Source organism: Arthrobacter globiformis (assembly GCF_030815865.1).
Classification (GTDB): Bacteria; Actinomycetota; Actinomycetes; order Actinomycetales; family Micrococcaceae; genus Arthrobacter; species Arthrobacter globiformis_B.
Genome location: NZ_JAUSXI010000001.1, coordinates 239,922 through 263,324, shown reverse-complemented (window position 1 = coordinate 263,324; position 23,403 = coordinate 239,922). Strand labels below are relative to the sequence as shown.

Here is a 23,403-nt window from a genome sequence, read left to right as displayed (position 1 = left end):
TACAGTGCGCCGTATTTCCATGTGCTACGAAGGCAGGTGGACGCCGTCCCAAGACCTTTTCTGAGGCTCATGGAAGGCCACTACTTGTAATACAAGTACACTACTTGTATCCTGAATGTGCGGGCGATGTTGCCCCATTTCCCAAGGAGAACTTATGAGTACCGTCGATCTCATCCGGCACGTCAAACTGTCTACTGCACGCCTTCCGCTGGCCGTCCCGATCAGCGATGCCAAGGTGTTCACGGGCCGTCAGAAGCCCATGACTGAGGTCGTTTTCCTGTTCGCTGAGATCACCACGGAACAGGGCCACTCTGGCCTCGGCTTCAGCTATTCCAAGCGAGCCGGCGGCCCCGCCCAGTACGCCCACGCGAAGGAAGTTGCCGAAGGGATCATCGGCGAGGACCCCAACGACATCGGCAAGCTCTACACCAAGCTGCTCTGGGCGGGTGCCTCCGTGGGCCGCTCAGGTGTCGCCACCCAGGCCCTCGCCGCCATCGACATCGCCCTGTACGACCTCAAGGCCAAGCGCGCCGGCCTGCCCCTGGCCAAGCTTCTTGGCTCCTACCGCGACTCCGTCCAGACCTACAACACCTCCGGCGGCTTCCTGAACGCCACCCTGGACGAGGTGAAGGCCCGCGCCACGCAGTCCGTCGAAGAGGGCATCGGCGGCATCAAGATCAAGGTCGGACTTCCGGACGCCAAGGAAGACCTGCGCCGCGTTGCAGGCATCCGCGAACACATCGGCTGGGACGTGCCCCTTATGGTTGACGCCAACCAGCAGTGGGACCGCGCCACCGCACTCCGTATAGGCCGCCAGCTCGAAGAATTCAACCTCATCTGGATCGAAGAGCCGCTGGACGCCTACGACTTCGAGGGCCACGCCCACCTCGCCCAGGTCCTGGACACCCCCATCGCCACCGGGGAAATGCTCGCCTCCGTGGCCGAGCACAAGGGCCTCATCGCCGCCAACGGCTGCGACATCATCCAGCCCGACGCCCCGCGCGTCGGCGGCATCACCCAGTTCCTCCGCCTGGCAGCCCTCGCGGACGAACGCGGCCTGGGCCTGGCACCGCACTTCGCGATGGAAATCCACCTGCACCTGGCCGCCGCCTACCCGCGCGAACCGTGGGTGGAGCACTTCGACTGGCTGGACCCGCTGTTCAACGAGCGCCTCGAAACGAAGGACGGCCGCATGATCGTTCCGGACCGCCCAGGCCTCGGCGTCAGCCTCAGCGATCAGGCCCGCGCGTGGACCACCGAGACCGTGGAATTCGGCGCGTAACCTAGAATCCATGAGCCGGAACCTGACCGCGGACCTCGCCGCCGATCTTCGCACCCGCATTGTCGACGGCGTCATCCAGCCCGGTGAAAAGCTTCCGAGCGAGAACACCCTCATCGGCGAGTTCGGCGTCAGCCGGACCGTCGTCCGGTCCGCGCTCACGCGGCTGCAGGCAGAGGGTCTCGTGGAAACCGAACGTGGGCGGGGCAGCTTTGCGCTGACCCCGCCCCCGGCGGGTCCGACGTCGGGCCAGCCCGCCAGGGCTGTGGTCACCGCCGAGGACCGGCTGCACCTGCTGGAATTCCGAATCGGGGTCGAAACCGAAGCGGCTGCGCTAGCGGCCGGAAACCGCACAGAGCGGCAGCTGAACGCCATGCGGCAGGCACTGTCCGAGTTCACGGACAGCGGCGAGCACCCTGCCCACGCGATGAAGGCCGACTTTGAGTTTCACAAGGCCGTTGCTGCAGCGTCGGGAAACCCCTTCTATACGGACTGTCTTGCCTCCTTGGGCCAGACCATGATCGCCATGCCGCGCACGCGGCTGATGACCGGCGTCGAGCATTACGCACGGGACCACTTCGAACAGGTTGTGCATGAACACGGGTCCATCTTTGCCGCCATAGCGGACAGCGACGGAGCAGGGGCCTCCGCAGCGATGCGCAATCACCTGGCCAACTCGCGGCGCAGGCTCCGGGCCGGACGCGAATAACGTTGGCGTGCGCGCCCGCGCTCGACCAGCCGGAGCACAAGGTCGTGGAAGTAGGGGGCCTCCTTGGTGGAGTACATGAGCAGCGGCAGCCTGTCCAAGTATCCAAGCGGCAGCGGCTCACCGTTGCGCCCCGTCATGTTGCCCAGCAGAGAACTGCCTTCGGGCAGCGCCGACATCGAGCCGATTGTGATCGGGGTCCGGCGCCGCTCCCGGTGGAAAAGCTCAGGCAGTAGTTCCCTGCGGGTATCGCGCCATGCAATATGTGTGTTGGACGGGCATGAACCCTACTGCTTACAGTTAATACGTGCTGTGGCGAGGACCACAACGGCCTGCCCCGTAGTCCCCACAGCGTGATCTTGCTGCTCTATCAAAGAGGATTCCCCCATGCAGTCTGCAGACACCGCTGTCACGGATCTGGCTTCGGCCATGAAGAAGTTTTTCCGGCGCGTGCTGCCCATCATGCTGGTCATGCTCGTGTGCAACCAGCTGAACAGGTCCAACATCGGCTACGCCCAGGACCATCTGCAGGCTGACGTCGGCATCGGTGCCGCGGCCTACGGCTTCGGCGCCGGGCTGTTCTTCATCGCCTATGCCATTTTCGAGCTTCCGAGCAACGTGATGATGGAGAAGTACGGTGCCAAGATCTGGCTGACCCGGATCATGATCAGCTGGGGCATTGTGTCCTTCCTGATGGCGTTCGTTCAGAACGAGACAATGTTCTACGTTCTGCGGTTCCTGCTGGGTGCTGCGGAAGCCGGCTTCTTCCCGGCCGTCATCTTCTACTTCGCCCGCTGGGTCCCCGCCGGCCAACGCGGCAAGGCGACCGCCGTCTTCATCGCCGGATCCTCGGTGGCAGCTGCCTTGTCCGGCCCCATCGCCGGTCTTCTCCTGAGCCTGCACGACGTCCTGGGCCTGCGCGGCTGGCAGTGGCTGTTCGGGTTCGAGGGAGTGCTCTCCGTCGTCGTCGGCATCGCCGTGTTCTTCTTCCTCGACGCAAAGATCCAGGACGCCAAGTGGCTCACGGCCGGCGAGAAGTCGGCTCTGACCGCAACGATCGTCCAGGAGGACGCCCAGCACGCCAAGGCCGACGGCGGCAAGGTCAACCGCTGGAAGATGTTCCTGAACCCGCAGATTCTCCTGCTGTGCGGCATCTACTTCTCGGTGCAGCTTTCCATCTACGCGAACACGTTCTGGCTGCCGACCATCGTCAAGCAGATCCCCGGCACCACGGACCTGAGCGTCGGCTTCCTCTCCTCCATCCCCTGGGTGTGCGCCGTCTTCGCCATGTACTTCGCGGCCAAGTTGCAGGACAAGGCAAAATCCAAGCGCCCGCTGCTGGTCGCCGCACTCCTCGTGGCCGCCGTCGGCACGCTCGCAGCAGCGGTCGCCTCCCCGGTCCTCGCCCTGGTGTTCCTCGCCGTCGCAGCCATGGGCTTCAAGAGCGCATCACCGCTGTTCTGGACCATCCCACAGTCGACCCTGCACCCGCTGGTCCTGGCCCCCGCCATTGCCATCATCAACTCCCTGGGCAACCTCGGCGGGTTCGTGGCACCGTTTGGGTTCGGCATCATCAAGGAGCAGACCGGAAGCGTTGTGCCTGGCCTGTTCGCCCTGGCGGCGGCATCGACGGTGGCAGCAATTCTGGTGTACTTCCTCAAGGAGCGGAAACCAGCCTCAGACGTTGCTGAGAAGGCATCGGCGCCGGGCGCAGCAGGGCTGGAGCCGTCAACAGCGAAGTAGGCCGTCCTGCGTTAACAGTCAATGTCCTGAGCCCTCGGGGCGGGTGTCCGGCACCCGCCCCGAGGCGTATTAAGAGGAAGCTGCACTCGAAGACGCGCCACCGGCCAGAGGCAAGCCGCGCTCACCGTTACGGGTGTTAAAGGCACGTTGGAACTCGCCAAGCTCGTCAACGCCGCGCTGGCTGCCGGTTAACAGCCGCTGAAACAAGAAAGAACCCCGGGAAATCACTGATTTCCCGGGGTTCTGATGCGTGCGCGAGGGGGGATTTGAACCCCCACGCCCTTTCGGACACTGGCACCTGAAGCCAGCGCGTCTGCCGTTCCGCCACTCGCGCGCAACTTCTTCCACTCAGCCCAACCGGAATCCGGTTTTGCACCTCGTGAAAGCAGCGAGATCAAGCATAACGGACATTCCCGGCAAATTCCTAATCGGGCCATCGCGGCCACCTTGCAGGAGGATTTTCCCCGGCAGTGCCACGGTTGCGAAGGCCCCCAACGCCACCACGGAGGCAAGGTTCCAGCCTGTGATCGCTCCCACATCCGCTGGGGAAACGTGAACGAATCGGGCTCCCGGCGCGTTGTGGATTAAGGTCTTTCGCAGACGTGGCAAGTAGTATCGGATACATAGGGGCCCGCTTCCGGCGGGCACGATGTTTTGTTGTGACCTCATCGCCACAATGACTTCCACGGGACGTGCTGTCCCTCAGCAGCAAGGAAAGGAGAGGACCATGGGTTTGCTGGACAAGGTCGAACGCGGCATTGAAAAGGCCGTCCGCGGTGTCTTCTCCACCGGTTCCAAAGCCCAGGTTGAGCCCGTGGAAATCGCGAGCCGCCTCCGCCGCGAAGTGGACCACAAGGCCATCACCATCGCCGCCGGACGCACCCTGGTGCCCAATGTCTTCGACGTTCTCTTGAGTGACGAGGATTTTCTGCGCGCCCAGGAATGGGGAACTCCCCTGGCCGAGGAACTCTGCGACGTTGTGATCAACCATGTCCGCAGCCAGGGCTACATCCTCCAGGGGCCTGTCCGCATTTCTTTCCGCCGCGACGAATCCCACCGGGCCGGCGACTTCGAGATAACCTCCAAAACCGAGAAGTCCTCCGGTTCAGCGCCGGCTGCTCCGCGGGCTAACGTGCCGGCAGCGCCAAGCCGCCAGCCAGTCCGCCTGCAGCCTGTCCTGGACATCGACGGACAGCGCTATTCACTCAATGCGCCCTCAGTCGTTTTGGGCCGTTCATCAGAGGCTGACATCCTGGTGGACGACACCGGAGTCTCCCGCCGGCATCTGGAAATCCAGACCCACGGCGGCACCACCACCGCCGTCGACCTGGGCTCCACCAACGGCAGCTACGTCAACGGACATAAAGTGGCCGGCAGCATGGAGCTCACCGACGGCTCCACCATCACGATGGGACGGACCAAAATCATCTTCCGCCTCCTGCCTGCCAACGCTGGCGGCCGCCAATGAGCGAACTGACCATCACAGCCCTGCGCTTCGGATTCCTGCTTCTTCTCTGGGTCCTCATCTTCAGCATCGTTTCCGCTATGCGGCGCGACCTCATGATCGGCCGCAAGGCCGCCACCGGGGCCCCCACGGCCCGGCAGGTGCGGAAGAACCCGGAACTCGCCGAACCGGCAGCGGCTCCGCCCAAGCAGCAGGCCCGCCAGTTGCTCGTCACCGAAGGTCCGCTCAAGGGCCGCACGGTCCCGCTGGCTGCCAGCCCCATCCTGCTGGGACGCGCGCAGGAGGCCACACTGGTACTCGAGGATGACTACGCTTCCGGCAGGCACGCCCGGCTCTTTCCACAGGGAAGCCGCTGGTTCATCGAGGACCTCGGCTCCACCAACGGCACCTATCTGGCCGACCAGCAGCTCACCAGGGCCCTGCCCGTGGACCTTGGTGTACCCGTGAGAATCGGCAAGACGGTCATTGAATTGAGGCCGTAGCCATGGCCGCTCCGGACATGCCCGCCGGCGAGGTGCCAGCCTCGCCTCGGCCCCTTATCCTGCGCTATGCGGCGCGTTCTGACGTCGGCCGCATCCGCGCGAAGAACGACGACTCCGCCTACGTGGGACGGCACCTGGCCGTCGTGGCGGACGGCATGGGCGGCCACGCCGGCGGCGATGTTGCTTCCGCCGCCACTGTCCTGGACATGCTCCATCTGGACACCGACGACTACGATGACGACGCCGGCACCGTGCTGGCCGACGAGATCCAGACCGCCAACTCGCTGCTCTCTGAACTCGTTCACATCAATCCCAAGCTGGCGGGCATGGGCACCACCGTGACTGCCCTGCTGCTGGCCGAGGGCAAGCTCCATTTCGCCCACATCGGCGATTCCCGCGCCTACCGCCTGCGCGACGGCGAGTTCGAACAGATCAGCATCGACCACACGTTCGTCCAGCGACTCATCGACGAGGGTCGGCTGCGGCCCGAAGAAGCGGAAACCCATCCGCACAAGAACGTCCTGATGCGCGTCCTCGGTGACGTCGATGCGAGCCCCGAACTGGACCTCGCCACCATCGATGTGCAGCCCGGAGAGCGCTGGCTGCTCTGCTCCGACGGTTTGAATTACGTCGCGGGCCACGTCGTGGAGCGCACCGTGCGGGAAACGCCGGATCTGAGCGAATGCGTCGAGACGCTCGTTGACCTCACCCTCGAGGCGGGCGCGCCGGACAACGTCACCGTTGTCATGGTGGAAATTGTGGAGGAAACGCCCGACGACGTCAGCACGGCCGCCGTCGAAATCGTCCCTGACGCCGGACAACCGGAAGCGATTACCGGGACGAAGGCTGCGACCCCAGCTGAGCCATCCGCTGCCCCGGGTTCCGTACCCGCCGATTCGTTGCCAACTGATGCGAAGCCTGGATCCACACTTCCACCCGCCCCGCCGGCCGCAGATCCTGCCGCACATCCCGCGTCCGCCAGCTCCGGGCCTGAGCGCACACCCAAGCCCGACGCCACGGGCGACGGCGCCGGCAACCCGCCGTCGAACGAACCGTCCACCAGCACCGATCCCCACCTGGGTGAACACCTGTCCGCAGAAGTGCTGCGCGAGGAGTTGTCCTCCCGGCCCCACATCCTCGTCGGCGCAGCCGTCGCTGCTGCCGAGACCGGTTCCATCCCCACCATTGCCGGCCGCACCGTCGCGCGCCGCGCGGCAACCGTCCTGACGCACAAGTCAGACCATGCCCGCGAAGAGGCCGAGGAATTCATGCCCATGCGGCGTCCGCGCCGCTGGCTCACCCTGGGAATTGCGGGCGCCGCACTCCTGGTCCTCGCCGTCGGGCTCTGGCTCGGTTACGCCTGGACCCAGACGCGCTACTACATCGGTGAGTTCGACCAGCGGGTGGCCATCTTCAACGGCGTGTCCCAGCGCCTCGGCCCCATCCAGCTCTCTAACCTGGAAGCGGTCACGGACATCCGGATGGATTCGCTGCCCCAGTTCTCACAGCAGCGGGTCCGCCAGACGGTCCCTGCACGGGACCTGTACGATGCCCAGCGGATCGTCAAGAACCTTGAGCGCACGGGAAGCACCGCACCAACAGACGAGTGCCTGACTCCATCTCCGACTGCCAGCGCCTCCGCCCCTCGCCGAAGCCTACGGCCTCAGCCACGGCCAAGGCCTCCGCCACCCCGAAGCCGACAGCCACGCCCCCGAAGGCGAGCACAACCGCCAAGCCGACGGCCTCGCCAACTGCAACAGCCGGAGCCTCGGCCGTACCCACCCCAACCGCAACCTGTGAGGGGGGCCAATGAGCCACGCCGACACCATGCCCAAACCCCGGCGCAACGTGGAACTGCTGTTGCTCGTGCTCGCCCTGTCGGTCAGCATCGGCGCCAATGCACTGATCAGCATCGACGAACAGATCTCACTGGACACGGACTTCTGGTTCCAGTCCAGCCTGCTCGCTGTCGCGTCCTTGGTGTTCCATGTGGTCCTCCGGCTCCGGGCTAAGTATGCCGATCCGGTAATACTTCCGCTGGTCGTTGCCCTGAACGGCCTCGGCTTGGCGATGATCCACCGGCTCGACGCTCCGGGGGAGGATACCGGCAACAATCAGCTGCGCTGGACCGTCATCGCCATGGCCGTTGCCATCGCCGTGATCTGGTTCCTCAAGGACCACCGTGTCCTGCGCCGCTTCACCTACATTTCCCTGGCCGTCAGCGCCCTGCTCCTGATACTTCCGCTGGTCCCCGGGATCTCCGCCGGCGAAATCCTCGGCGCCCGGGTCTGGATTCGCCTCGGTTCGATGACATTCCAGCCTGGTGAGGTCGCCAAGATCACCCTCGCCATATTCTTTGCCGGGTATCTTTCCTCGAACCGCGACCTCATCATGCTGGCCGGCCGCAAGATCGGCCCCATGCAGTTCCCCCGGTTCAAGGACATGGGACCCATGATCACGGCCTGGCTCGTGAGCATCGGCGTGCTGATCTTCCAGCGCGACCTCGGATCGTCCGTGCTGTTCTTCGGCCTGTTCATCGTGATGATCTACGTGGCCACCAGCCGCATCAGCTGGGTGGTCATCGGCCTCACCCTGATCCTCGGCGGCGGCTTCGTGGCGTCCAAGGTCTTCTCACACGTTGGCCTGCGCATCGACAGCTGGCTCAATGCCTTCACGGAGGAAGTTTTCGGCCGTTCCCCCGGCGGCAGCGGCCAGATTGTGGAAGGCCTGTTCGGCATGGCCAGCGGCGGACTCGTGGGCACCGGCCTCGGACAGGGCCGGCCTAATCTGGTGCCGTTCGCCAACAGCGACATGATCATCGCCTCCTTCGGCGAGGAGCTGGGCCTGATCGGCCTCTTCGCCATCGTGATGATGTACCTGCTGCTCTTCACCCGCGGTTTCCGCGCGGCCCTCGGCACCCGCGACGCCTTCGGCAAGCTCCTCGCCTGCGGCCTGTCCTTCGCGGTGGCCCTGCAGTGCTTCGTGGTGATCGGCGGCGTCACGCGGCTGATTCCGCTGACCGGCCTCACCACGCCGTTCTTGGCCGCTGGTGGCTCCTCGTTGCTGGCCAACTGGATCATCGTTGGCCTGCTGCTGATGATCTCGCACACGGCCCGCGGCCCGGTGGACACCTCACCGATGCAGCCCGGCCGCACACCTGAGGCGCAGAAGCCGGCGCCGGTGACAGCCGCAGGAAGCCGGCAGGACCGGAACACCACACAGACTCTCCCAGACGCTCCCACCGAGGCGGTGAAACACCTGTGAACCAGGCCATTCGACATTCATGGATCGCCGCGATCGCCATGTTCGCCCTGATCTTCGGTGCGATCAGCTACGTCCAGGTGGTGGGCGCGGACGAGCTCAAGGCCAATCCGTGGAACAGGCGAGCCATACTGCAGAACTACTGCAATGACCGGGGGGCGATCCTCGTGGGTGGCTCCGCCATCGCCGAATCCGTCCCGGGCAATGAATCCTGCAAGTTCCAGCGCCGGTACAACCAGCCTGAACTGTATGCGGGGCTGACGGGATACTTCTCCCGGAGCTACGGGGTCACCGGCCTCGAAGGCGCCATGGATGCCCAGCTGGCCGGAAGTTCGGACCAGCTGTTCTTTGACCGGATCGGGCAGCTCTTCCTGGGCAACCAGCCCAAGGGCGCGTCCGTTGAGCTGACCATTGACCCCAAGATCCAGAAGCTGGCGTACGACCTCATCCCGGACGGCCAGCGGGGGTCGATCGTCGTGACCGATCCCAAAACGGGCAACGTCCTGGCCATGGTCAGCAAACCGTCCTACGATCCCAACCTCATCGCCACCCAGGACGTCGCCAAGGAGCAGGCTGCTTACAACGAGGCCATCAAGGTCCCGGGCGTCAATCTGAACCCCTCGGTCAGCGGCCCCACGGGCGCCCTGCTGGCACCGGGCTCGGTTTTCAAGCTGGTGGACACGGCAGCAGCCCTGAACTCCGGCAAGTACAACGCCGACAGCGTGCTGCCCAACCCGGCCCAGATGAGCTTCCCGGGCATCCAGTACCAGCTGCCCAACTACGCCGGCGGCAACTGCTACACGCGGAACACAGCGAGCTTCGCGTTCGCGCTGCAGCAGTCCTGCAACACGCCCTTCGCCAGTATTGCCCGCGATCTCGGGGAAAACGCGATAGCCCAGCAGGCCAGCAAGTTCGGCTTCGGCCAGGAGCTTGGCGACCAGCTCAAGCTGGACTACGCCAAGAGCATTTTCCCCTCGGACCTCGACGCCGCCGGACTGGCACAGTCCGCCATCGGCCAGCGCGACGTCCGTGCGACGCCGCTCCAGATCGCGCTGATGACGTCGGCCATTGCCAACAGCGGAGTGCAGATGGCTCCGAACCTGATCAAGGCCGTACGTTCCCCGGACCTCCGTGTCATCGACGAACCGAAGCCGGCGGCTTTGCGAACCTCGACGACGCCGGAGATCGCCGGACAGATCACCGACTGGATGACCAGCGTGGTCAGCGAGGGCATCGGCTCCGGCGCCGCCGTCCCCGGCGTCGAGGTCGCCGGCAAGACCGGCACCGCCGAGCTCGGGAACGGCCTGAACAACTCTTGGTTTACGGGGTTCGCCCCGGCTAACGATCCGCAAGTGTCCGTCACCGTCGTCATGCAGGGTGTGGACATCACCACCGGAGCACAGTTAACCAGTCCGAACGCAAAGAAGATTTTTGAGGCGGTGTTGAATAAGTGAGGCCTACATCGGGAATCACCCTCGGCGGCAGATTCCAGTTGACCACGCGTATTGCGATCGGCGGCATGGGTGAAGTCTGGAAGGCCAAGGACCAGATCCTGGGCCGGATCGTGGCCATCAAGGTGCTCAAAGAGGAGTACACGGGCGACCCCGGATTCCTCCAGCGGTTCCGCGCCGAAGCCCGCCACACCGCGCTCCTCAACCACGTTGGCATCGCCAACGTCTTCGACTACGGCGAGGAGGAAGGCTCCGCCTACCTGGTGATGGAGCTGGTCCCCGGCCAGCCGCTGAGCAGCATCATCGAGCACGAGCAGGTGCTCTCACCGGACCGGACGCTGTCCATCATGGCGCAGACGGCGCGGGCACTGTCCGTGGCCCACGCCCAGGGCCTGGTGCACCGTGACATCAAGCCCGGAAACCTGCTCATCACCCCGGACGGGCGGGTCAAGGTCACCGACTTCGGCATCGCGCGCCTGGCGGACCAGGTGCCGCTGACCCAGACCGGCCAGGTCATGGGCACCGCCCAGTACCTCGCCCCCGAACAGGCCACCGGTCAGACCGCCACCGGCGCCTCGGACATCTACTCGCTCGGCGTCATCGGCTACGAGTGCCTCAGCGGGCACCGGCCGTTCTCCGGCGAATCCCAGATTGCCATCGCCCTGGCCCAGGTCAACGATGCGCCGCCACCCCTGCCGGAGTCGCTGCCCAAGCCGGTCCGGGCGCTCCTCATGTCTATGCTGGCCAAGGATCCGAAGAACCGCCCGGCCAACGCCATCAAACTGGCCGAGGCAGCCGAGGCCATCCGCAACGGTGACATCTCGGCAGCCCACGCCGCCGTTCCCGGCATGCTCCTGTACGAAGGGGGCACCGGCGCCATGACGGCCCCGGTGAATATCGCCACGGCACCAACCGGCGTGATCGGGTCGGAAAAGAGCCCGACGGCGGCTACCTCCGCGCTGCCCGTGCTCGGCGCGGCAGCCGCGGGAGCTGCAGCTGGCGGAGCCGCGGCTGCGGCCGCCGGGAACCCCGCCGATGCCGCCCCCACGCGGGCGGGGAGCACGCTGTCGCGTGCCGATGCCCTGGCCGCCGAGCGCAGTTGGGACCAAGAAGAGGACCAGTACGCGGCCCCGTACGACGGCGAACCCGCCGATGAGCCCGAGCGGCGGAAGCGCAGCCCGTGGACCTGGCCGCTGATCGCCCTGATCCTGCTGGTGCTGTTCGCCGTCGCCGGTATCCTTCTGAGCCAGGGCGGCTTCCTGTTCCCGGGCCAGAGCCCTGCCGCCACCACGTCGAGCACACCCAGCCGCAGCGTGAGCACCAGTTCCACGCCCACGCCTACCCAGACGTCGGAGACTCCGACGCCGACGCCCACACCGACGCCCACACCGACGCAGTCCACTCCCGCGGCCATCAACGTCATTCCGGACGCGTACCTCGGCAAGCAGTACAGCGATGTCCGCGCCGAACTGATCGCGCTCGGGCTCAAGGTCAACGGCGATGAAGTCTTCAACGCCGCCACACCCGGCACGGTGACGGACCTCAACCCGTCCGGCCCCCTGCAGGCCGGCGACACCGTAAAGGTCACCTATTCCAAGGGGCCGAAGCAGATCGCCGTCCCCGACATCAGCACAGGCAGCAGCGAGTCCGAAGTCCAGTCAGCCATCGAGAAAGCCGGTCTGCGCTGGCAAAAGGGTGCCGACGAACCCGGCGATCCCGGCCAGGATGCCGGAACCTTCGTCCGTTCCGAGCCCCAAAGCGGCCGGGAGGTCGACGCCGGCACTGTCGTGACTTACCACCTGTCCGAGGCGCTGATCCCCACCCCCTCGTCCACGCCGACTCCAAGCGGCTCGCCGACCGGACCCTAAGCCGTGACCACGCCGCGAACTCCGTCACACCGGGAAGACAACATCCCGGTGACCAGTCAGCGCGTCCTGAACGGACGCTATGAACTCGGGGAACTCATCGGCCGCGGGGGCATGGCCGATGTGCACCGTGGCCTGGACACCCGTCTGGGCCGGACGGTCGCCATCAAGCTGCTCCGCCCGGACCTGGCCCGGGACCCCCAGTTCCAGGCCAGGTTCAAGCGCGAGGCCCAGGCCGTCGCAGCCCTGAACCATCCGTCGATCGTGGCCATCTACGACACGGGCGAACACACCGTGCCGGGCGACGCGCATGACCAGGTCCGCGTTCCCTATATCGTCATGGAGTTCGTGGCGGGCAAGACCCTCCGGGACCTGATCAGGGCCGGTGACATCACCATTGACCAAGCCGTGGAGTACACCCTGGGTGTCCTGTCTGCACTGGAATACAGCCACAAGGCCGGAATCGTGCACCGGGACATTAAACCGGCGAATGTGATGTACTGCGCGAACTCGGACATGGTCAAGGTCATGGACTTCGGCATTGCCCGCGCGGTGGCCGATTCCTCCGCGACCATGACCCAGACCCAGGCGGTGGTGGGCACCGCCCAGTACCTGTCGCCGGAGCAAGCGCGCGGCGAAGCAGTGGACGCCCGCAGCGACCTGTATTCGGCAGGCTGCCTGCTGTACGAAACTCTGACCGGCCGCCCGCCCTTCGTGGGTGAAAGCCCCGTATCTGTGGCGTACCAGCATGTCCGCGAGAAGCCGGAACCACCCAGCAACTTCAATCATGAGATCTCCGGAGCACTGGACAGCGTGCTGGAAAAGGCGCTGCAGAAGAACCGTGCGGACCGTTTCCAGGACGCGGCGGCCTTCCGCCGTGCGCTGCGGGCCGCCAACAACGGGATCGCTGTTCCGGCATTGTCGCCAAGCGAAGCGCCGACGGACCCTAATGACATTCCTGAGCCGCACCGCACGCCGCCCACCGAAGCGTTTTCCATGACGGGAGCCAGCTTCCTCGACGACGCTCCCGTGGGCCGCCTGCGCCGCACCCGGGACATGGACGATGATGCGTCCGTGCTGCCGGCCGATGCCGCGGCGGTCTACGAGACGGCCGAGCACGATCAACTTCCGCTGGGCCTGCCCCGCGAACGGGAGCGATCGGGCTTACAGAAGTCCCGCCGTCGGGCCTGGATCACGACATTCGTGCTCTTCACGCTCCTGGTGCTGGCCGGCGGCGGCCTGTGGTTCTACAACTTCCTCAACCAGCCGCCTGCCGAACCGGCACGCGTCGCGATTCCCTCGGTCGAGAAGCTTTCCGAATCAGAGGCACTGCAGGCGCTCTACGACGCGAAGCTGCGGCCACAGATCAAGCGGGTGCAGCACGACGCGATCGCCAAGGGCACCGCCATTGGCACCGCGCCGCCGGCGGGATCGTCGCTGGAACCGGACTCGGAAATAGTCCTGAACATCTCGTCAGGCCCCAGTGCCGTCCAGATCCCGGAGACGCTGCCGGGACGGACGGAAGCGGCAGCCCGGGACATCCTGCGTCAGGCGGGACTGGTGGGCGCGCCGTCCACCACCATGGCCAACAGCGCCACGGTTCCGGCGGGCCTGGTGATCACCACCAAACCGGCCCCTGGCCAGCAGGTGGCGGTGGGGAGCACCGTTGAGATCCTGGTGTCCACAGGCAAGGTGGTCATGCCGGAGCTTCGCGGCATGACCCGTGCCGAGGCCGAGGCAGCGCTCAAGGAGCTCGGCCTGGTTGCCGTCATCAGTGAGGCGGAGAACTCTCAGGTCCAGCCGGGCAAGGTGACCGGCCAGAGCGATCCGATCAACTCGCTCGTGGAGCAGGGCAAGGCCATCACCGTGACGGTGGCCAGGGCCCCGGCTCCGGCGCCCGCGCCCACCCCGACGCCGACGCCGACGCCGACGCCGAGCCCCACCAAGGGCAAGTAGAGCCCTCCGAGTGAATCAGAAAAGGACCAGACAGCCGCAAGCTGTCTGGTCCTTTACTTTGCTCTGGTGCTGGCCTGGCGCCGACCCCGGCTAGTGCTGGATAAGGGGGCTGAGCTTGGCTGCCCGTTCGGCCGCACCCTTCATGCCAAGCGACTCGAGCCAGTTGCCCAGCATCTGGTAGCCGCCCTCGGTCAGCACGGACTCCGGGTGGAACTGGACACCGCACAGCGGCGCGGTGCGGTGCTGCAGCCCCATGATGACGCCGCTGGCGGTTTCCGCCGTGATCTCCAGGATTTCCGGAATCGTGTCCCGGACGGCGGCCAGGGAGTGGTAGCGCGTGGCCGTCACGGGGGACGGCAGGCCAGCAAAAACACTGGCCCCGCCGTGCTGGACCAGGGAGGTCTTGCCGTGCATGAGCTCCGGGGCATGGGTCACCGTTCCGCCGTACGCCTCTGCAAGGGCCTGGTGCCCGAGGCAGACGCCGAACATCGGCTTCGTTTTCTCCCCGCACCAACGGATCAGCTCGATGCAGACCCCCGCTTCGGACGGCGAGCCCGGGCCGGGAGAGATGAGTATGCCGTCGCGCGTTTCCGCCATTTCGATCGCCTCGGCGAGGGTCACATCATCATTGCGGACCACGGTTGTCTCGGCGCCCAGCTCCTGAAGGTAGCCCACCAGGGTGTAGACGAAGCTGTCGTAGTTGTCCACGACGAGAATCTTTGCTGTGCTCATGGGTTTCTTGGCGCACCAATCGTTGAGTCGGTGAATTGGGTGAACTGGGACATCCAGGGGAAAAGGAATTCGACCATCAGGAACACGGCACCGGCAGCCAGCAGCACCGACGTGAGGACGCGGAGCCAGAGCGGGCCGGGGAGATGACGGAAAATCCAGCCGTACATGCCTAGTTTCCCCCCCGTGCGCGTGCCACCTGGGCTGCGATCTCGGCCGGCGGCCCCGCCGACGCCGGCTGCCAGCGGTCCAGCACCGAGTAAGCGATGATCCGTTCCTCGGAGCCGAAACGAGGATTGCAGCTTGTCATGGTGAGAAGCCTTTCGGTGGGGCGCACTCCGGGCTGGTTGGGCACCGGGAGGAGGACATCGGCTTCGCTCGGCAGAACAATGCGGTTGTTGCGGAAGACATAGACGTAGTAACCGTCCCGCGTCTGGACATAGATCTTGTCCCCCGGAACCAGCGTGTGGATATTGTCCAGCACGGCGCCGTGCGTCTGCCGGTGGCCTGCCACGGCGAAGTTACCCACGGCGCCGGGCATGGAGGTGTTGCCGTAGTGGCCCAGGCCCAGGGTGTCCAGGACGTCGGCGCTGGTGCCCTCGACAATGGGCCGGGTGTAGTTCTCCCCAAATCGGGGGATGTACATAATGCCGATGGTTCCGCCGTGCCCGGGGGCGTCTCCCACCACTGGCGCTCCGTAGTCCTTCGGGCCGGAAGCTGCCGTGCCGCCCGTCGCGGCCGGTGTGGGCGCGGGGGCCACCGGACCACCCAGGTCCCTAGCAAAGTCATTGACCGCAGCGGTTTGCTTGGCATCGGACTCCACGTTGGTCCACCAAAGCTGCCACGCGACAAACAGGAGCAGCACTATGCCGGCGGTGATGAGCAGCTCGCCGAAGATCTGGACGGCCTTCCGCAGGATTACGACGCCGGTTGCCGGCTTGGCGGTTGCCGTCACCTTCTCCTGCAATACCACGTGATCTCCTCCAAGGCGGTTGCGGGGCACCGGCGCGGACTGAACTACAGCTAGAATTGGCTGCTAGTAAGACTTCAGACCTGACCAAGAGTGTGCAGACCGCGGGCAATCCCCTTCCAGCAGGATATCAAGCCCCGGTCCCTCCTCTTGATTCAGCCGCCAAGGAGGACATGTGCCCGAGTCAAAGCCACGTAAGAAGACTGCCCGCCCGGCCGAGCCCGTTTCCACCGCGGCCTACAAGCCGAACCCCGTCTGGTTCAAGCCGGTCATGTTCGGCCTGATGATCATCGGGCTGCTCTGGATCATCACCTTCTACATCAGCGAGGGCCAGCTGCCGGTGCAGGCATGGGAGTCCTGGAACATCCTGGCCGGGTTCGGCATTGCGATCGTCGGCTTCCTGATGACCACGCGCTGGCGCTCCTGAACCGACGACCATGACCGCAGAAGGCATCATCATCGGCGAGGATGGCCTGGCACGTCCGCTGTGGGCCTCCACGGATCCACTTCTGCGCGAGTATTACGACACTGAGTGGGGCCTGCCCGTCCGGGACGAGCAGGGCCTTTACGAGCGCATCAGCCTCGAAGCTTTCCAGGCGGGCCTGTCCTGGGCCACGATCCTGCGCAAACGCCCCGCCTTCCGTGCGGCCTTCGACAACTTCCATCCCGAAACCGTGGCCGCCTTCACCGAGGCCGACGTCGAGCGCCTCCTTCAGGACCCCGGCATCGTGCGCAACCGTCTCAAGATCCGTGCCGCGATCACCAATGCCCGGGCCACCATCGCACTGCGGGACGAAGGCGGCCTCGTTGACTTTGTCTGGACGTTCCAGCCAACTTCGACCCCTGCCCCCGCCACATACGCCGATGTGCCCACCACGTCCCCCGAGTCCATTGCCCTCTCCAAGGCGCTGCGGAAGAAGGGCTTCGCCTTCGTGGGACCCACCACCATGTTCGCCCTGATGGAAGCCATCGGCATGGTGGACACGCACCTGGTGAACAGCCACCGCAGGGGAACCTCCGGCGTCTGGGTCTGACCGCTGCCGGCTCAGGACCGCTGCGGGGCGCCGCACCGTCGCCGTGCAGCCGCCGGTCCACACATGTTGGTAAAGATATCCACAGTGTTGATAACTTCGTAGATCGCAGGCCGCGGAAAAGGCACTGCGCGCCGGGCTGGCGGCGCCGGATGGCCAAACTTGCATTTTCCAAGTTATTAACAGTTGTGGAAATGACTGTGGAAAACCCTGGCCCTCAGCCCTTTTGAGGCCGGACAGGATGCTGGCTGGTGATAGACACGCGGTTGAAGGCGTTCATCGCGATGGCCAGCCAGCTCACGGCTGAGTACTGCTCGTCGGTGAGGTGCTCCCGCGCGTAGGCGTCCTTCAGCTCGCGCGTGCGGGCGTCCGGGAGAACGGTGATGCTCTCGGCCAGGGCCAGCGCCGCACGCTCGTGGTCCTCAAACACCCCGGTGTCCGGCCAGGCTGGCAAGACGGCCAGGCGCTGCGTGGATTCACCTCCCTTGACGGCATCAGCGACGTGCATGTCGAGGCAATACGCGCAGCCGTTGATCTGCGATATGCGGACGTTGAGCAGTTCGATGAGCTTCGAGTTCAGGCCAGCTTCCAGCATTGCTTCCTTGGCCTTTAGCCCCAAGCCGTTAAGCGCCCGCCACGCCGCGGGGTGGTGCTTGTCCAGAAAGATGTGGCTGTGGGTACTCAAGTCAGTGCTCCTTGGGGTCGGACGGGTTCACCCCGTGGCTGTCAGTCAGAGATTACACGTGGCGTGCTGCGGGCAGGCGGAAGGTTATCCACATAGCAACAGGCGACTACCCACAAGTTATCCACAGTTGGGGAAAACTGTGGGCATCGTCGGCGGGATCGCCAGCATGTAGGCGTTTTGGAGCTTCTGAACCCTTCAGTTACACCTCTGCGCGTTATTAACAGTGTGAATAACCCTGTTGATAGGACGTTTGTTATTTCCCTTCACGGACGTTCAGGTACCTGCTTATGCCCAGGAGGCCCCACTGCGGCGAGATTTCGGTGAAGTTGTCCACTTAACCACAGCAGTAGGCGTCATAGTTATCCACAACTGTGGAAGGAAACGTACACGCGGACCAGAAACGGGCCGGAAGGCCCGGATCTCGGGGGCAGGCCGATGACTTACATCTGTGTAAGTTATTAACAGTGTGGATAACCCCTGTGGAAAACTCACCGGCTGTGCATGTACCAAGCCGCGGCCAGTGGACACAAAAATGCCCCCGCTTCGGAAAGCAGGGGCATTGCGGGGAGGGGCCGTATCAGGAGGCCGTTAGAAGCCGTCAGGACACCACGAGCACGCGGTACCAGGAAGCCACGGCCAGCAGGACCAGAACGAGCGCCAGCCCTCCGGCCTGCAGGATGTTGCGCCGCGGGCCGCGGGGGGCGTAGGCAATGGCGGCTGCGCACAGGGCGCCGGTGATAAAGCCGCCCAGATGGGCCTGCCAGGCGATCTGCGGCACCATGAAGCCGATAACGCCGTTGATGGCGATGAGTATCCAAAGCTGTCTCGTCTCACCGCCCCGATGGCGCTGCACCACGAGCATGGCGCCGAACAACCCGAAGATCGCGCCGGAAGCACCAACCAGGCCCACGGGCCCACCCTCGGGCAGGATCGGTGTCATAAGCAGGTATCCGACCGACCCGCCGATGGCGGACAGCAGGTACACAGCAAGAAAGCGGATGCGCCCCAGCAGCGGTTCCAGCGCCTGGCCGAAAATCCACAGCGTGTACATGTTCAGGACGATGTGGAGCAGGAAGCCCTGGGAGTGCAGAAAAGCGGAGGTGAGCATGCGCCATGGTTGGAACACCCCGTACTCAGGCGTTGCGTAGACCGACGCGTAGGCGAGGGTCCGGAACACCGCGTTTTCGGGAAGCACCCACTGCAGTACAAACAGGAGGGCGCACGCCGCGATGATCGCGAACGTCACTACAGGCTTGCCGGACGCAACGGCGCCGCCGTAGACGGTCCGTGCTGTCGGCGTCGTACGCTTTGCTTCGTTGACGCAGTCAACGCATTGGAATCCGACGGCGGCCGCGCGCTGGCACTCGGGGCATGCCGGCCGCCCGCAACGCTGGCAGCTGACATACGAGGGGCGGTCCGGGTGCCGGGGGCACACCGGTGCCTGCGCTGACGGCTCCGCCGCCGGAGTTCCGTAGCTCATGTGGCTAGAGCTGCTCGATGTCGATGCTGTTGATGGTCACATCTTCAACCGGGCGGTCGCCCATGCCGGTGCGGACACCTTCAATGGCGTCCACAACCTTCTTGGATTCCTCATCGGCAACTTCGCCGAAGATGCTGTGCTTGCCCTGCAGCCAGTCGGTGGGGATGGTGGTGATGAAGAACTGTGAACCGTTGGTTCCCTGGCCCATCTGGATGCCGGCGTTGGCCATGGCCAGCTTGTACGGTGCGCTGAAGCTCAGCTCGGGGTGGATCTCGTCGTCGAAGCGGTAGCCCGGTCCACCGGTGCCGCGGCCCAGCGGGTCGCCGGCCTGGATCATGAAGTCCTTAATAATGCGGTGGAAGATGGTGCCGTTGTAGAGCGGCGTGCCGGTCTTGTCCTCGCCGGTCTCAGGGTGGGTCCAGGCCTGTTCGCCGGTGGCCAGTCCAACGAAGTTCTTAACGGTCTTGGGCGCGTGGTTGCCGAAGAGGTTCACAACGATGTCGCCGAGGCTGGTGTGGATGGTTGCTTTTGCAGTTGCTGAGGCAGTCATAGGGTCATTCTATGACGGCGGGTCAACGCGAACGCGGGCGGAAAAGACAGTTCCGCGCTGGGTGAAATCCACCGTGAATCCGCCGGAACGATAGCAGCCCGGCTATTCGTGCACGTAGGCTAACAACAGAACCGTCACATTAATCGGGAGGTAGTTGTGAAGAAATCGGATCGTATTGCCCGCGAACTGGAGTTGTCGGTCAGTTCTGCAGTTGAGAACGCCAAGGACCGCGTGGAGGCAGCGGTGGACTGGGCAGTTCCCCGCTTGCAGCAAGGCCTCGATACCGCTTCCCCCAAGATCCAGGAGGGGCTCAAGGTGGCGGCCCACAACCTTGCCGACGGCGTCGCCACGGTGACGCCCCGCATCCAGGACGGCCTGGCGACACTTGCACCCAAGATCCACGACGTCGTGGAGGGTGCCACGCCGCGCATGCACGAGGCCCTGGACCGGGCAACGCCCGTCATCACCCAGGCCCGCGACCGCGTGGTGGTGGAATACCTTCCCCGGTTCTCCGATCAGATCGGAACCGCCTCCGAGGCCGTCCACCGGACCCTTGAGGGCACGCCGGCACGCATCGATGCGGTGGCCCAGCGACTCGGCGACGTCGGCATCATCCACACCATCCAGGAACAGGCGAATCTGGCTGGCGGGCACCTGAAGTCGGCCGCCTCCGAGGCAGGCCGGGCGGTGACCGGCAAGGCGCTGGTGGTGGAGCCGGAGAAGCCGAAGAAGCGCGGCCTCCTGATTGTAGGTGTAATCGCCGCGGCCGTGGCCGCCGGCGTTGCGGCGTGGAAGGCTTCGAAGCCGGTCGAGGACCCGTGGAAGACCCCCGCGCCCGTAACGCCCGCATCGTCGACCTCAGAGGTCACCACCCCCGCGGCGTCCGCCACCGGTGTTGGATCGGCTGCCGGTGTTGGCTCGGCCGCGGAGACGCCGGCACCGGTTCCGGCCGCCCCGGCTGGCAGCTCTGCTTCAGCGCCCGCCGATACACCGCTCGATGCTGCCTTTGCACTGGCCGCCGAGGACGAAGCCGACGCTTCTGCTGACAAGGCAAAGCACGTTGCCGAGGACGCGGATTCCGACGCCGGTGACGTTGCCACCGATGCCAAGGCCGCGGTGAAGAACATCGCATCCAACATCGAGAACGGTGCAGACAAGAAGGCTTAGCCATTGCCCCTAAGAGGGCAGTGACAGGAGGGGTTCCGCAGCCGCGGGGCCCCTCCTGCCGTCTGCGGGATTATGTGTCCGCCTCGTCGTGCCTAAAAGACAGGTGCCGCTGTGATGGAAAGCATCGGTGCTAAGTTGGAGGGGATGTCACCCGATAGATCCGCAGAGGATGCCTTGACCGACACTGAGCCGCGCGTATCGATTGTTATCCCGGCCTACAACGAGGAAAGTGTCATCCGGCAGTGCCTCATCGCGGCGGTATACCAGTCGGTTCCGGCGCACGAGATCATTGTGGTGGACAACATGTCCAAGGACCGCACGGCGTCGATCGTCACGCAGATGCAGCAGGAGTACCCGGAGAGTCCCATCATCCTGCTCCGCCAGGACAGGGAGCAGGGACTTATCCCTACCCGCAATTTCGGGCTGGACAACGCCACCGGTGACATCTTGGGCCGGATCGACGCCGACTCGGTGGTGGAGCCTGACTGGGTGGAGCAGGTGCAGAAGGCCTTCGAGGACCTGTCCACATCGGCCGCCACCGGACCCGTGGTCTACTACGACATGCCGATGCGCCGCTTCGGCCTCAAGGCCGATGACAAGATGCGCCAGCTAATGCTGAAGCTGGCCAAGCACCAGTACCACTTCCTGTTCGGGTCCAACATGGCCCTCCGCCGTTCTGCGTGGGAGACCATCCGCGACGAAGCTTGCCGGGACGAAAGGGACGAGATGCACGAGGACATCGACCTGTCCCTGCATCTGGCTGACCACGATCTCAAGGTCCAGTACTGGCCGCAGATGGTCTCCGGGATGTCGGCCCGCCGGCTCGAGGATTCACCCCGCGACTACCGGTATTACGTGACGCGCTTCGACCGCACCTACAAGGCCCATAACGTGAAGAAGATGGCCCTCAAGGCGCCCATGGTGGTGTTCTTCTCGGTGTATTTCCCCGCAAAGCTCCTGCGCGCCATCCACACCGTCAACACCAGCCAGCCTGTCCGCCGCGGGGGGCAGTAGGGCCGCTGAAAACCAGCCGGGAAGGGCCGTCCTTAGTCAGCCCCTAGTTGGGCCAGCGGCCGTCCCTCCGGCGGTTTGCCGCACCCGCCTTTCCCGTTCCACTGTCCGGCCACCACGACGGCGAGGCCCACAAGGATGAGCGCCAGTCCGGCATAGGTTCCCGCTGGCAGCGTCTCATCCAGGAACACAGCGGCCAGCAGGGCCGCGCCCGGTATTTCAAGCAGGATGATCATGGACACCAGGAGCGGGCTCATGGTGGCCAGCAGGTGGTTGAATGCCGTATGCCCCACCAGCTGGGCACACACCGTGATCGCCAAAATGCCCAGCCAGCCGCCGGCGTCGAACCCGGAGAGGGGCTGGTTGGTGAAGATCGCCAGCACCGCCACCAGCACTGCGCACATGCCGTAGCAGAGGGCTGTGTACGTTCCGGTCGTCATGCTCTGGCGTGCCCGGCCTCCGGCTAGCGTGTAGATTCCTGCGAGGAGTCCGCCGGCCATGGCCAGGAGGTCGCCCAGCAGGGCGTCGGGGGAGGTACCCATGTCGAAACCGGTGATGGCCACTACGCCGCCGAAGGAGATGCCCAGGCCAACCAGGACCTGCCAGCGGTGCCGCACGCCGCGGAAAAGCTGAATGATGGCTATCCAGGCGGACTGCAGGCAGACGAGCGCCGTAGCGGCAGCCACCGAGGTCAGCTGCAGGGACGTAATGAAGCAGGCGAAGTGCAGGGCCAGGGCCACCGCCGCAAGGAGCGACCAGCGGAACTCATGTCCCGCGATGCGGCCGAACTGGCGCGGTTCCCGGACCAGCGTAGGAGCGGCCATGACGGCTGCCGCGATGGCGTTGCGCCAGAAGGCGATGGCCAGGGCCGTGACGGTGGTGGCGCCGAGCGTGGCGGCGATTAGCGGACCTGACGAAGCCACGCCCAGGACGCCCAAGGCCGCAAGGAAAAGATTCACTGTTCCACAGTAGTGGCCCCGCTGGTTGAGCCCGTCGAAACCCGGGACAGACCTCTAGCCGGGCAAAGCAAAAGGTCCCGGCCGTTTCCGACCGGGACCTTTTCTTATGGTGGAGGCACGGGGACTCGAACCCCGAACCCCCTGCTTGCAAAGCAGGTGCGCTACCAATTGCGCCATGCCCCCATAAGAAGCAACCCGTCAATCATACCCTAGTTCCGGAGCCTGGCTGACCAGCCTCCGCACCGGGATCCGGGCTATTCAACCTTGTCGGTTGATTCGCTCCAGACTGTTTTCCGGGCTTCAGATTCCTGCACCTTTTTCTTGTAGAGGAGGGCGCCTGCGACTGCAGCTGCAATGACCAGCAACTTCTTCACGTGCACCCCGTTCCGGCTTGATTCCTATGGAATCCGGCCTAAACCTCGACTTGAACCTGTGCAGGTTCCGTGGGCGTACCAGGACTTGAACCTGGGACCTCTTCGTTATCAGCGAAGCGCTCTAACCGCCTGAGCTATACGCCCCGATGCCTCATCGGGCCGAGACATGACTCTACAGCACATCCCGGCCCGATCTCAAATCGAGGCATTCCTGCGGGGTTTTTCCGCGGAAATACGGG

The 23,403-nt window shown here is 64.9% G+C and carries 22 protein-coding genes, 3 tRNA genes and 1 pseudogene; 14 read left to right on the top strand and 12 right to left on the bottom strand.

What is annotated here, in order from left to right; genetic code table 11:
- Nucleotides 1-154: 154 nt before the first annotated feature.
- Both QFZ33_RS01250 and QFZ33_RS01245 read left to right on the top strand, forming a co-directional pair.
- A complete protein-coding gene (locus QFZ33_RS01250) occupies nucleotides 155-1,282 on the top strand; it encodes an L-talarate/galactarate dehydratase (protein ID WP_307024116.1) in 1,128 nt (375 codons plus the stop codon).
- A 10-nt stretch (nucleotides 1,283-1,292) separates the two neighbouring features.
- The gene (locus tag QFZ33_RS01245; protein WP_307024114.1) at nucleotides 1,293-1,988 is read left to right on the top strand and encodes a FadR/GntR family transcriptional regulator; all 696 of its coding nucleotides are present in this window, start codon (nucleotides 1,293-1,295) and stop codon (nucleotides 1,986-1,988) included.
- On the opposite strand, the gene QFZ33_RS01240 is transcribed toward QFZ33_RS01245, so the two are convergent.
- Nucleotides 1,943-2,164 carry a hypothetical protein gene (locus QFZ33_RS01240; RefSeq protein WP_307024111.1) on the bottom strand — a complete coding sequence of 74 codons (222 nt, stop codon included), beginning with the start codon at nucleotides 2,162-2,164 and terminating at the stop codon, nucleotides 1,943-1,945. The genes QFZ33_RS01245 and QFZ33_RS01240 overlap by 46 nt on opposite strands.
- 208 nt (nucleotides 2,165-2,372) lie before the next feature.
- On the opposite strand from QFZ33_RS01240, the gene QFZ33_RS01235 reads away from it, so the two are divergent.
- Nucleotides 2,373-3,728: an MFS transporter gene (locus QFZ33_RS01235; protein WP_307024110.1), complete on the top strand. Its 1,356-nt coding sequence runs from the start codon at nucleotides 2,373-2,375 to the stop codon at nucleotides 3,726-3,728.
- A 251-nt stretch (nucleotides 3,729-3,979) separates the two neighbouring features.
- On the opposite strand, the gene QFZ33_RS01230 is transcribed toward QFZ33_RS01235, so the two are convergent.
- Nucleotides 3,980-4,062: transfer RNA gene (locus tag QFZ33_RS01230), tRNA-Leu, on the bottom strand.
- 393 nt (nucleotides 4,063-4,455) lie between these two features.
- Between QFZ33_RS01230 and QFZ33_RS01225 the strand changes: the two genes are divergently transcribed.
- From QFZ33_RS01225 to pknB, 7 genes and pseudogenes are all read left to right on the top strand, one after another.
- Nucleotides 4,456-5,196 (top strand): FhaA domain-containing protein, encoded by a 741-nt coding sequence (locus QFZ33_RS01225; protein ID WP_307024109.1) that lies wholly within the window; start codon nucleotides 4,456-4,458, stop codon nucleotides 5,194-5,196.
- Nucleotides 5,193-5,675 (top strand): FHA domain-containing protein FhaB/FipA, encoded by a 483-nt coding sequence (locus QFZ33_RS01220; RefSeq protein WP_307024107.1) that lies wholly within the window; start codon nucleotides 5,193-5,195, stop codon nucleotides 5,673-5,675. Before QFZ33_RS01225 ends, QFZ33_RS01220 begins: the two co-directional genes overlap by 4 nt.
- Before the next feature lie 2 nt (nucleotides 5,676-5,677).
- A pseudogene (locus QFZ33_RS01215) lies at nucleotides 5,678-7,488 on the top strand (protein phosphatase 2C domain-containing protein).
- Nucleotides 7,485-8,939: an FtsW/RodA/SpoVE family cell cycle protein gene (locus QFZ33_RS01210; protein WP_307024103.1), complete on the top strand. Its 1,455-nt coding sequence runs from the start codon at nucleotides 7,485-7,487 to the stop codon at nucleotides 8,937-8,939. Before QFZ33_RS01215 ends, QFZ33_RS01210 begins: the two are co-directional and overlap by 4 nt.
- Nucleotides 8,936-10,390 (top strand): peptidoglycan D,D-transpeptidase FtsI family protein, encoded by a 1,455-nt coding sequence (locus QFZ33_RS01205; RefSeq protein ID WP_307024100.1) that lies wholly within the window; start codon nucleotides 8,936-8,938, stop codon nucleotides 10,388-10,390. The genes QFZ33_RS01210 and QFZ33_RS01205 overlap by 4 nt, the downstream gene beginning before the upstream one ends.
- Nucleotides 10,387-12,255: a protein kinase domain-containing protein gene (locus tag QFZ33_RS01200; RefSeq protein WP_307024099.1), complete on the top strand. Its 1,869-nt coding sequence runs from the start codon at nucleotides 10,387-10,389 to the stop codon at nucleotides 12,253-12,255. The genes QFZ33_RS01205 and QFZ33_RS01200 overlap by 4 nt, the downstream gene beginning before the upstream one ends.
- Nucleotides 12,256-12,303: 48 nt before the next feature.
- Nucleotides 12,304-14,208, top strand: a complete 1,905-nt coding sequence (gene pknB / locus QFZ33_RS01195; RefSeq protein ID WP_373427224.1) for a Stk1 family PASTA domain-containing Ser/Thr kinase — start codon at nucleotides 12,304-12,306, stop codon at nucleotides 14,206-14,208.
- Between the two features lie 90 nt (nucleotides 14,209-14,298).
- Here pknB and QFZ33_RS01190 read toward each other — a convergent pair whose 3' ends face one another.
- From QFZ33_RS01190 to QFZ33_RS01180, 3 genes are read right to left on the bottom strand one after another with little or no spacing between them, the layout of a single operon-like run.
- Nucleotides 14,299-14,940, bottom strand: a complete 642-nt coding sequence (locus QFZ33_RS01190) for an aminodeoxychorismate/anthranilate synthase component II (protein ID WP_307024095.1) — start codon at nucleotides 14,938-14,940, stop codon at nucleotides 14,299-14,301.
- Complete coding sequence (locus QFZ33_RS01185) at nucleotides 14,937-15,107, bottom strand: hypothetical protein (RefSeq protein WP_214849382.1); 171 nt, start codon at nucleotides 15,105-15,107, stop codon at nucleotides 14,937-14,939. The genes QFZ33_RS01190 and QFZ33_RS01185 overlap by 4 nt, the downstream gene beginning before the upstream one ends.
- A 2-nt stretch (nucleotides 15,108-15,109) precedes the next feature.
- Entirely contained in the window at nucleotides 15,110-15,910 is an 801-nt protein-coding gene (locus QFZ33_RS01180; protein WP_307024092.1) for a class E sortase, read from the bottom strand.
- Between the two features lie 172 nt (nucleotides 15,911-16,082).
- Here QFZ33_RS01180 and QFZ33_RS01175 point away from each other — a divergent pair, with 172 nt between their 5' ends.
- On the top strand, nucleotides 16,083-16,334 hold the full coding sequence (locus QFZ33_RS01175) for a cell division protein CrgA (RefSeq protein ID WP_307024090.1): 252 nt from the start codon (nucleotides 16,083-16,085) through the stop codon (nucleotides 16,332-16,334).
- 10 nt (nucleotides 16,335-16,344) lie between these two features.
- Nucleotides 16,345-16,941: a DNA-3-methyladenine glycosylase I gene (locus QFZ33_RS01170; protein WP_307024088.1), complete on the top strand. Its 597-nt coding sequence runs from the start codon at nucleotides 16,345-16,347 to the stop codon at nucleotides 16,939-16,941.
- A gap of 214 nt (nucleotides 16,942-17,155) precedes the next feature.
- Here the strand turns inward: QFZ33_RS01170 and QFZ33_RS01165 are convergent, their stop codons facing one another.
- From QFZ33_RS01165 to QFZ33_RS01155, 3 genes are all read right to left on the bottom strand, one after another.
- Nucleotides 17,156-17,623: a carboxymuconolactone decarboxylase family protein gene (locus QFZ33_RS01165; protein ID WP_307024086.1), complete on the bottom strand. Its 468-nt coding sequence runs from the start codon at nucleotides 17,621-17,623 to the stop codon at nucleotides 17,156-17,158.
- A 598-nt stretch (nucleotides 17,624-18,221) separates the two neighbouring features.
- Nucleotides 18,222-19,103 carry a rhomboid family intramembrane serine protease gene (locus QFZ33_RS01160; protein WP_307024085.1) on the bottom strand — a complete coding sequence of 294 codons (882 nt, stop codon included), beginning with the start codon at nucleotides 19,101-19,103 and terminating at the stop codon, nucleotides 18,222-18,224.
- A 4-nt stretch (nucleotides 19,104-19,107) separates the two neighbouring features.
- A complete protein-coding gene (locus tag QFZ33_RS01155; protein WP_307024083.1) occupies nucleotides 19,108-19,653 on the bottom strand; it encodes a peptidylprolyl isomerase in 546 nt (181 codons plus the stop codon).
- A 156-nt stretch (nucleotides 19,654-19,809) separates the two neighbouring features.
- On the opposite strand from QFZ33_RS01155, the gene QFZ33_RS01150 reads away from it, so the two are divergent.
- On the top strand, nucleotides 19,810-20,820 hold the full coding sequence (locus tag QFZ33_RS01150) for a hypothetical protein (protein WP_307024081.1): 1,011 nt from the start codon (nucleotides 19,810-19,812) through the stop codon (nucleotides 20,818-20,820).
- Nucleotides 20,821-20,964: 144 nt separating this feature from the next.
- Entirely contained in the window at nucleotides 20,965-21,834 is an 870-nt protein-coding gene (locus QFZ33_RS01145) for a glycosyltransferase (protein ID WP_214849420.1), read from the top strand.
- A gap of 32 nt (nucleotides 21,835-21,866) precedes the next feature.
- Here the strand turns inward: QFZ33_RS01145 and QFZ33_RS01140 are convergent, their stop codons facing one another.
- The 4 genes from QFZ33_RS01140 to QFZ33_RS01125 form a co-directional block, all read right to left on the bottom strand.
- On the bottom strand, nucleotides 21,867-22,790 hold the full coding sequence (locus QFZ33_RS01140) for a DMT family transporter (RefSeq protein ID WP_307024078.1): 924 nt from the start codon (nucleotides 22,788-22,790) through the stop codon (nucleotides 21,867-21,869).
- A gap of 107 nt (nucleotides 22,791-22,897) precedes the next feature.
- Nucleotides 22,898-22,973 (bottom strand) — tRNA-Ala (locus QFZ33_RS01135).
- A 71-nt stretch (nucleotides 22,974-23,044) separates the two neighbouring features.
- A complete protein-coding gene (locus tag QFZ33_RS01130) occupies nucleotides 23,045-23,164 on the bottom strand; it encodes a DLW-39 family protein (RefSeq protein ID WP_223256960.1) in 120 nt (39 codons plus the stop codon).
- A gap of 70 nt (nucleotides 23,165-23,234) precedes the next feature.
- Nucleotides 23,235-23,308: transfer RNA gene (locus QFZ33_RS01125), tRNA-Ile, on the bottom strand.
- Nucleotides 23,309-23,403: the final 95 nt, after the last annotated feature.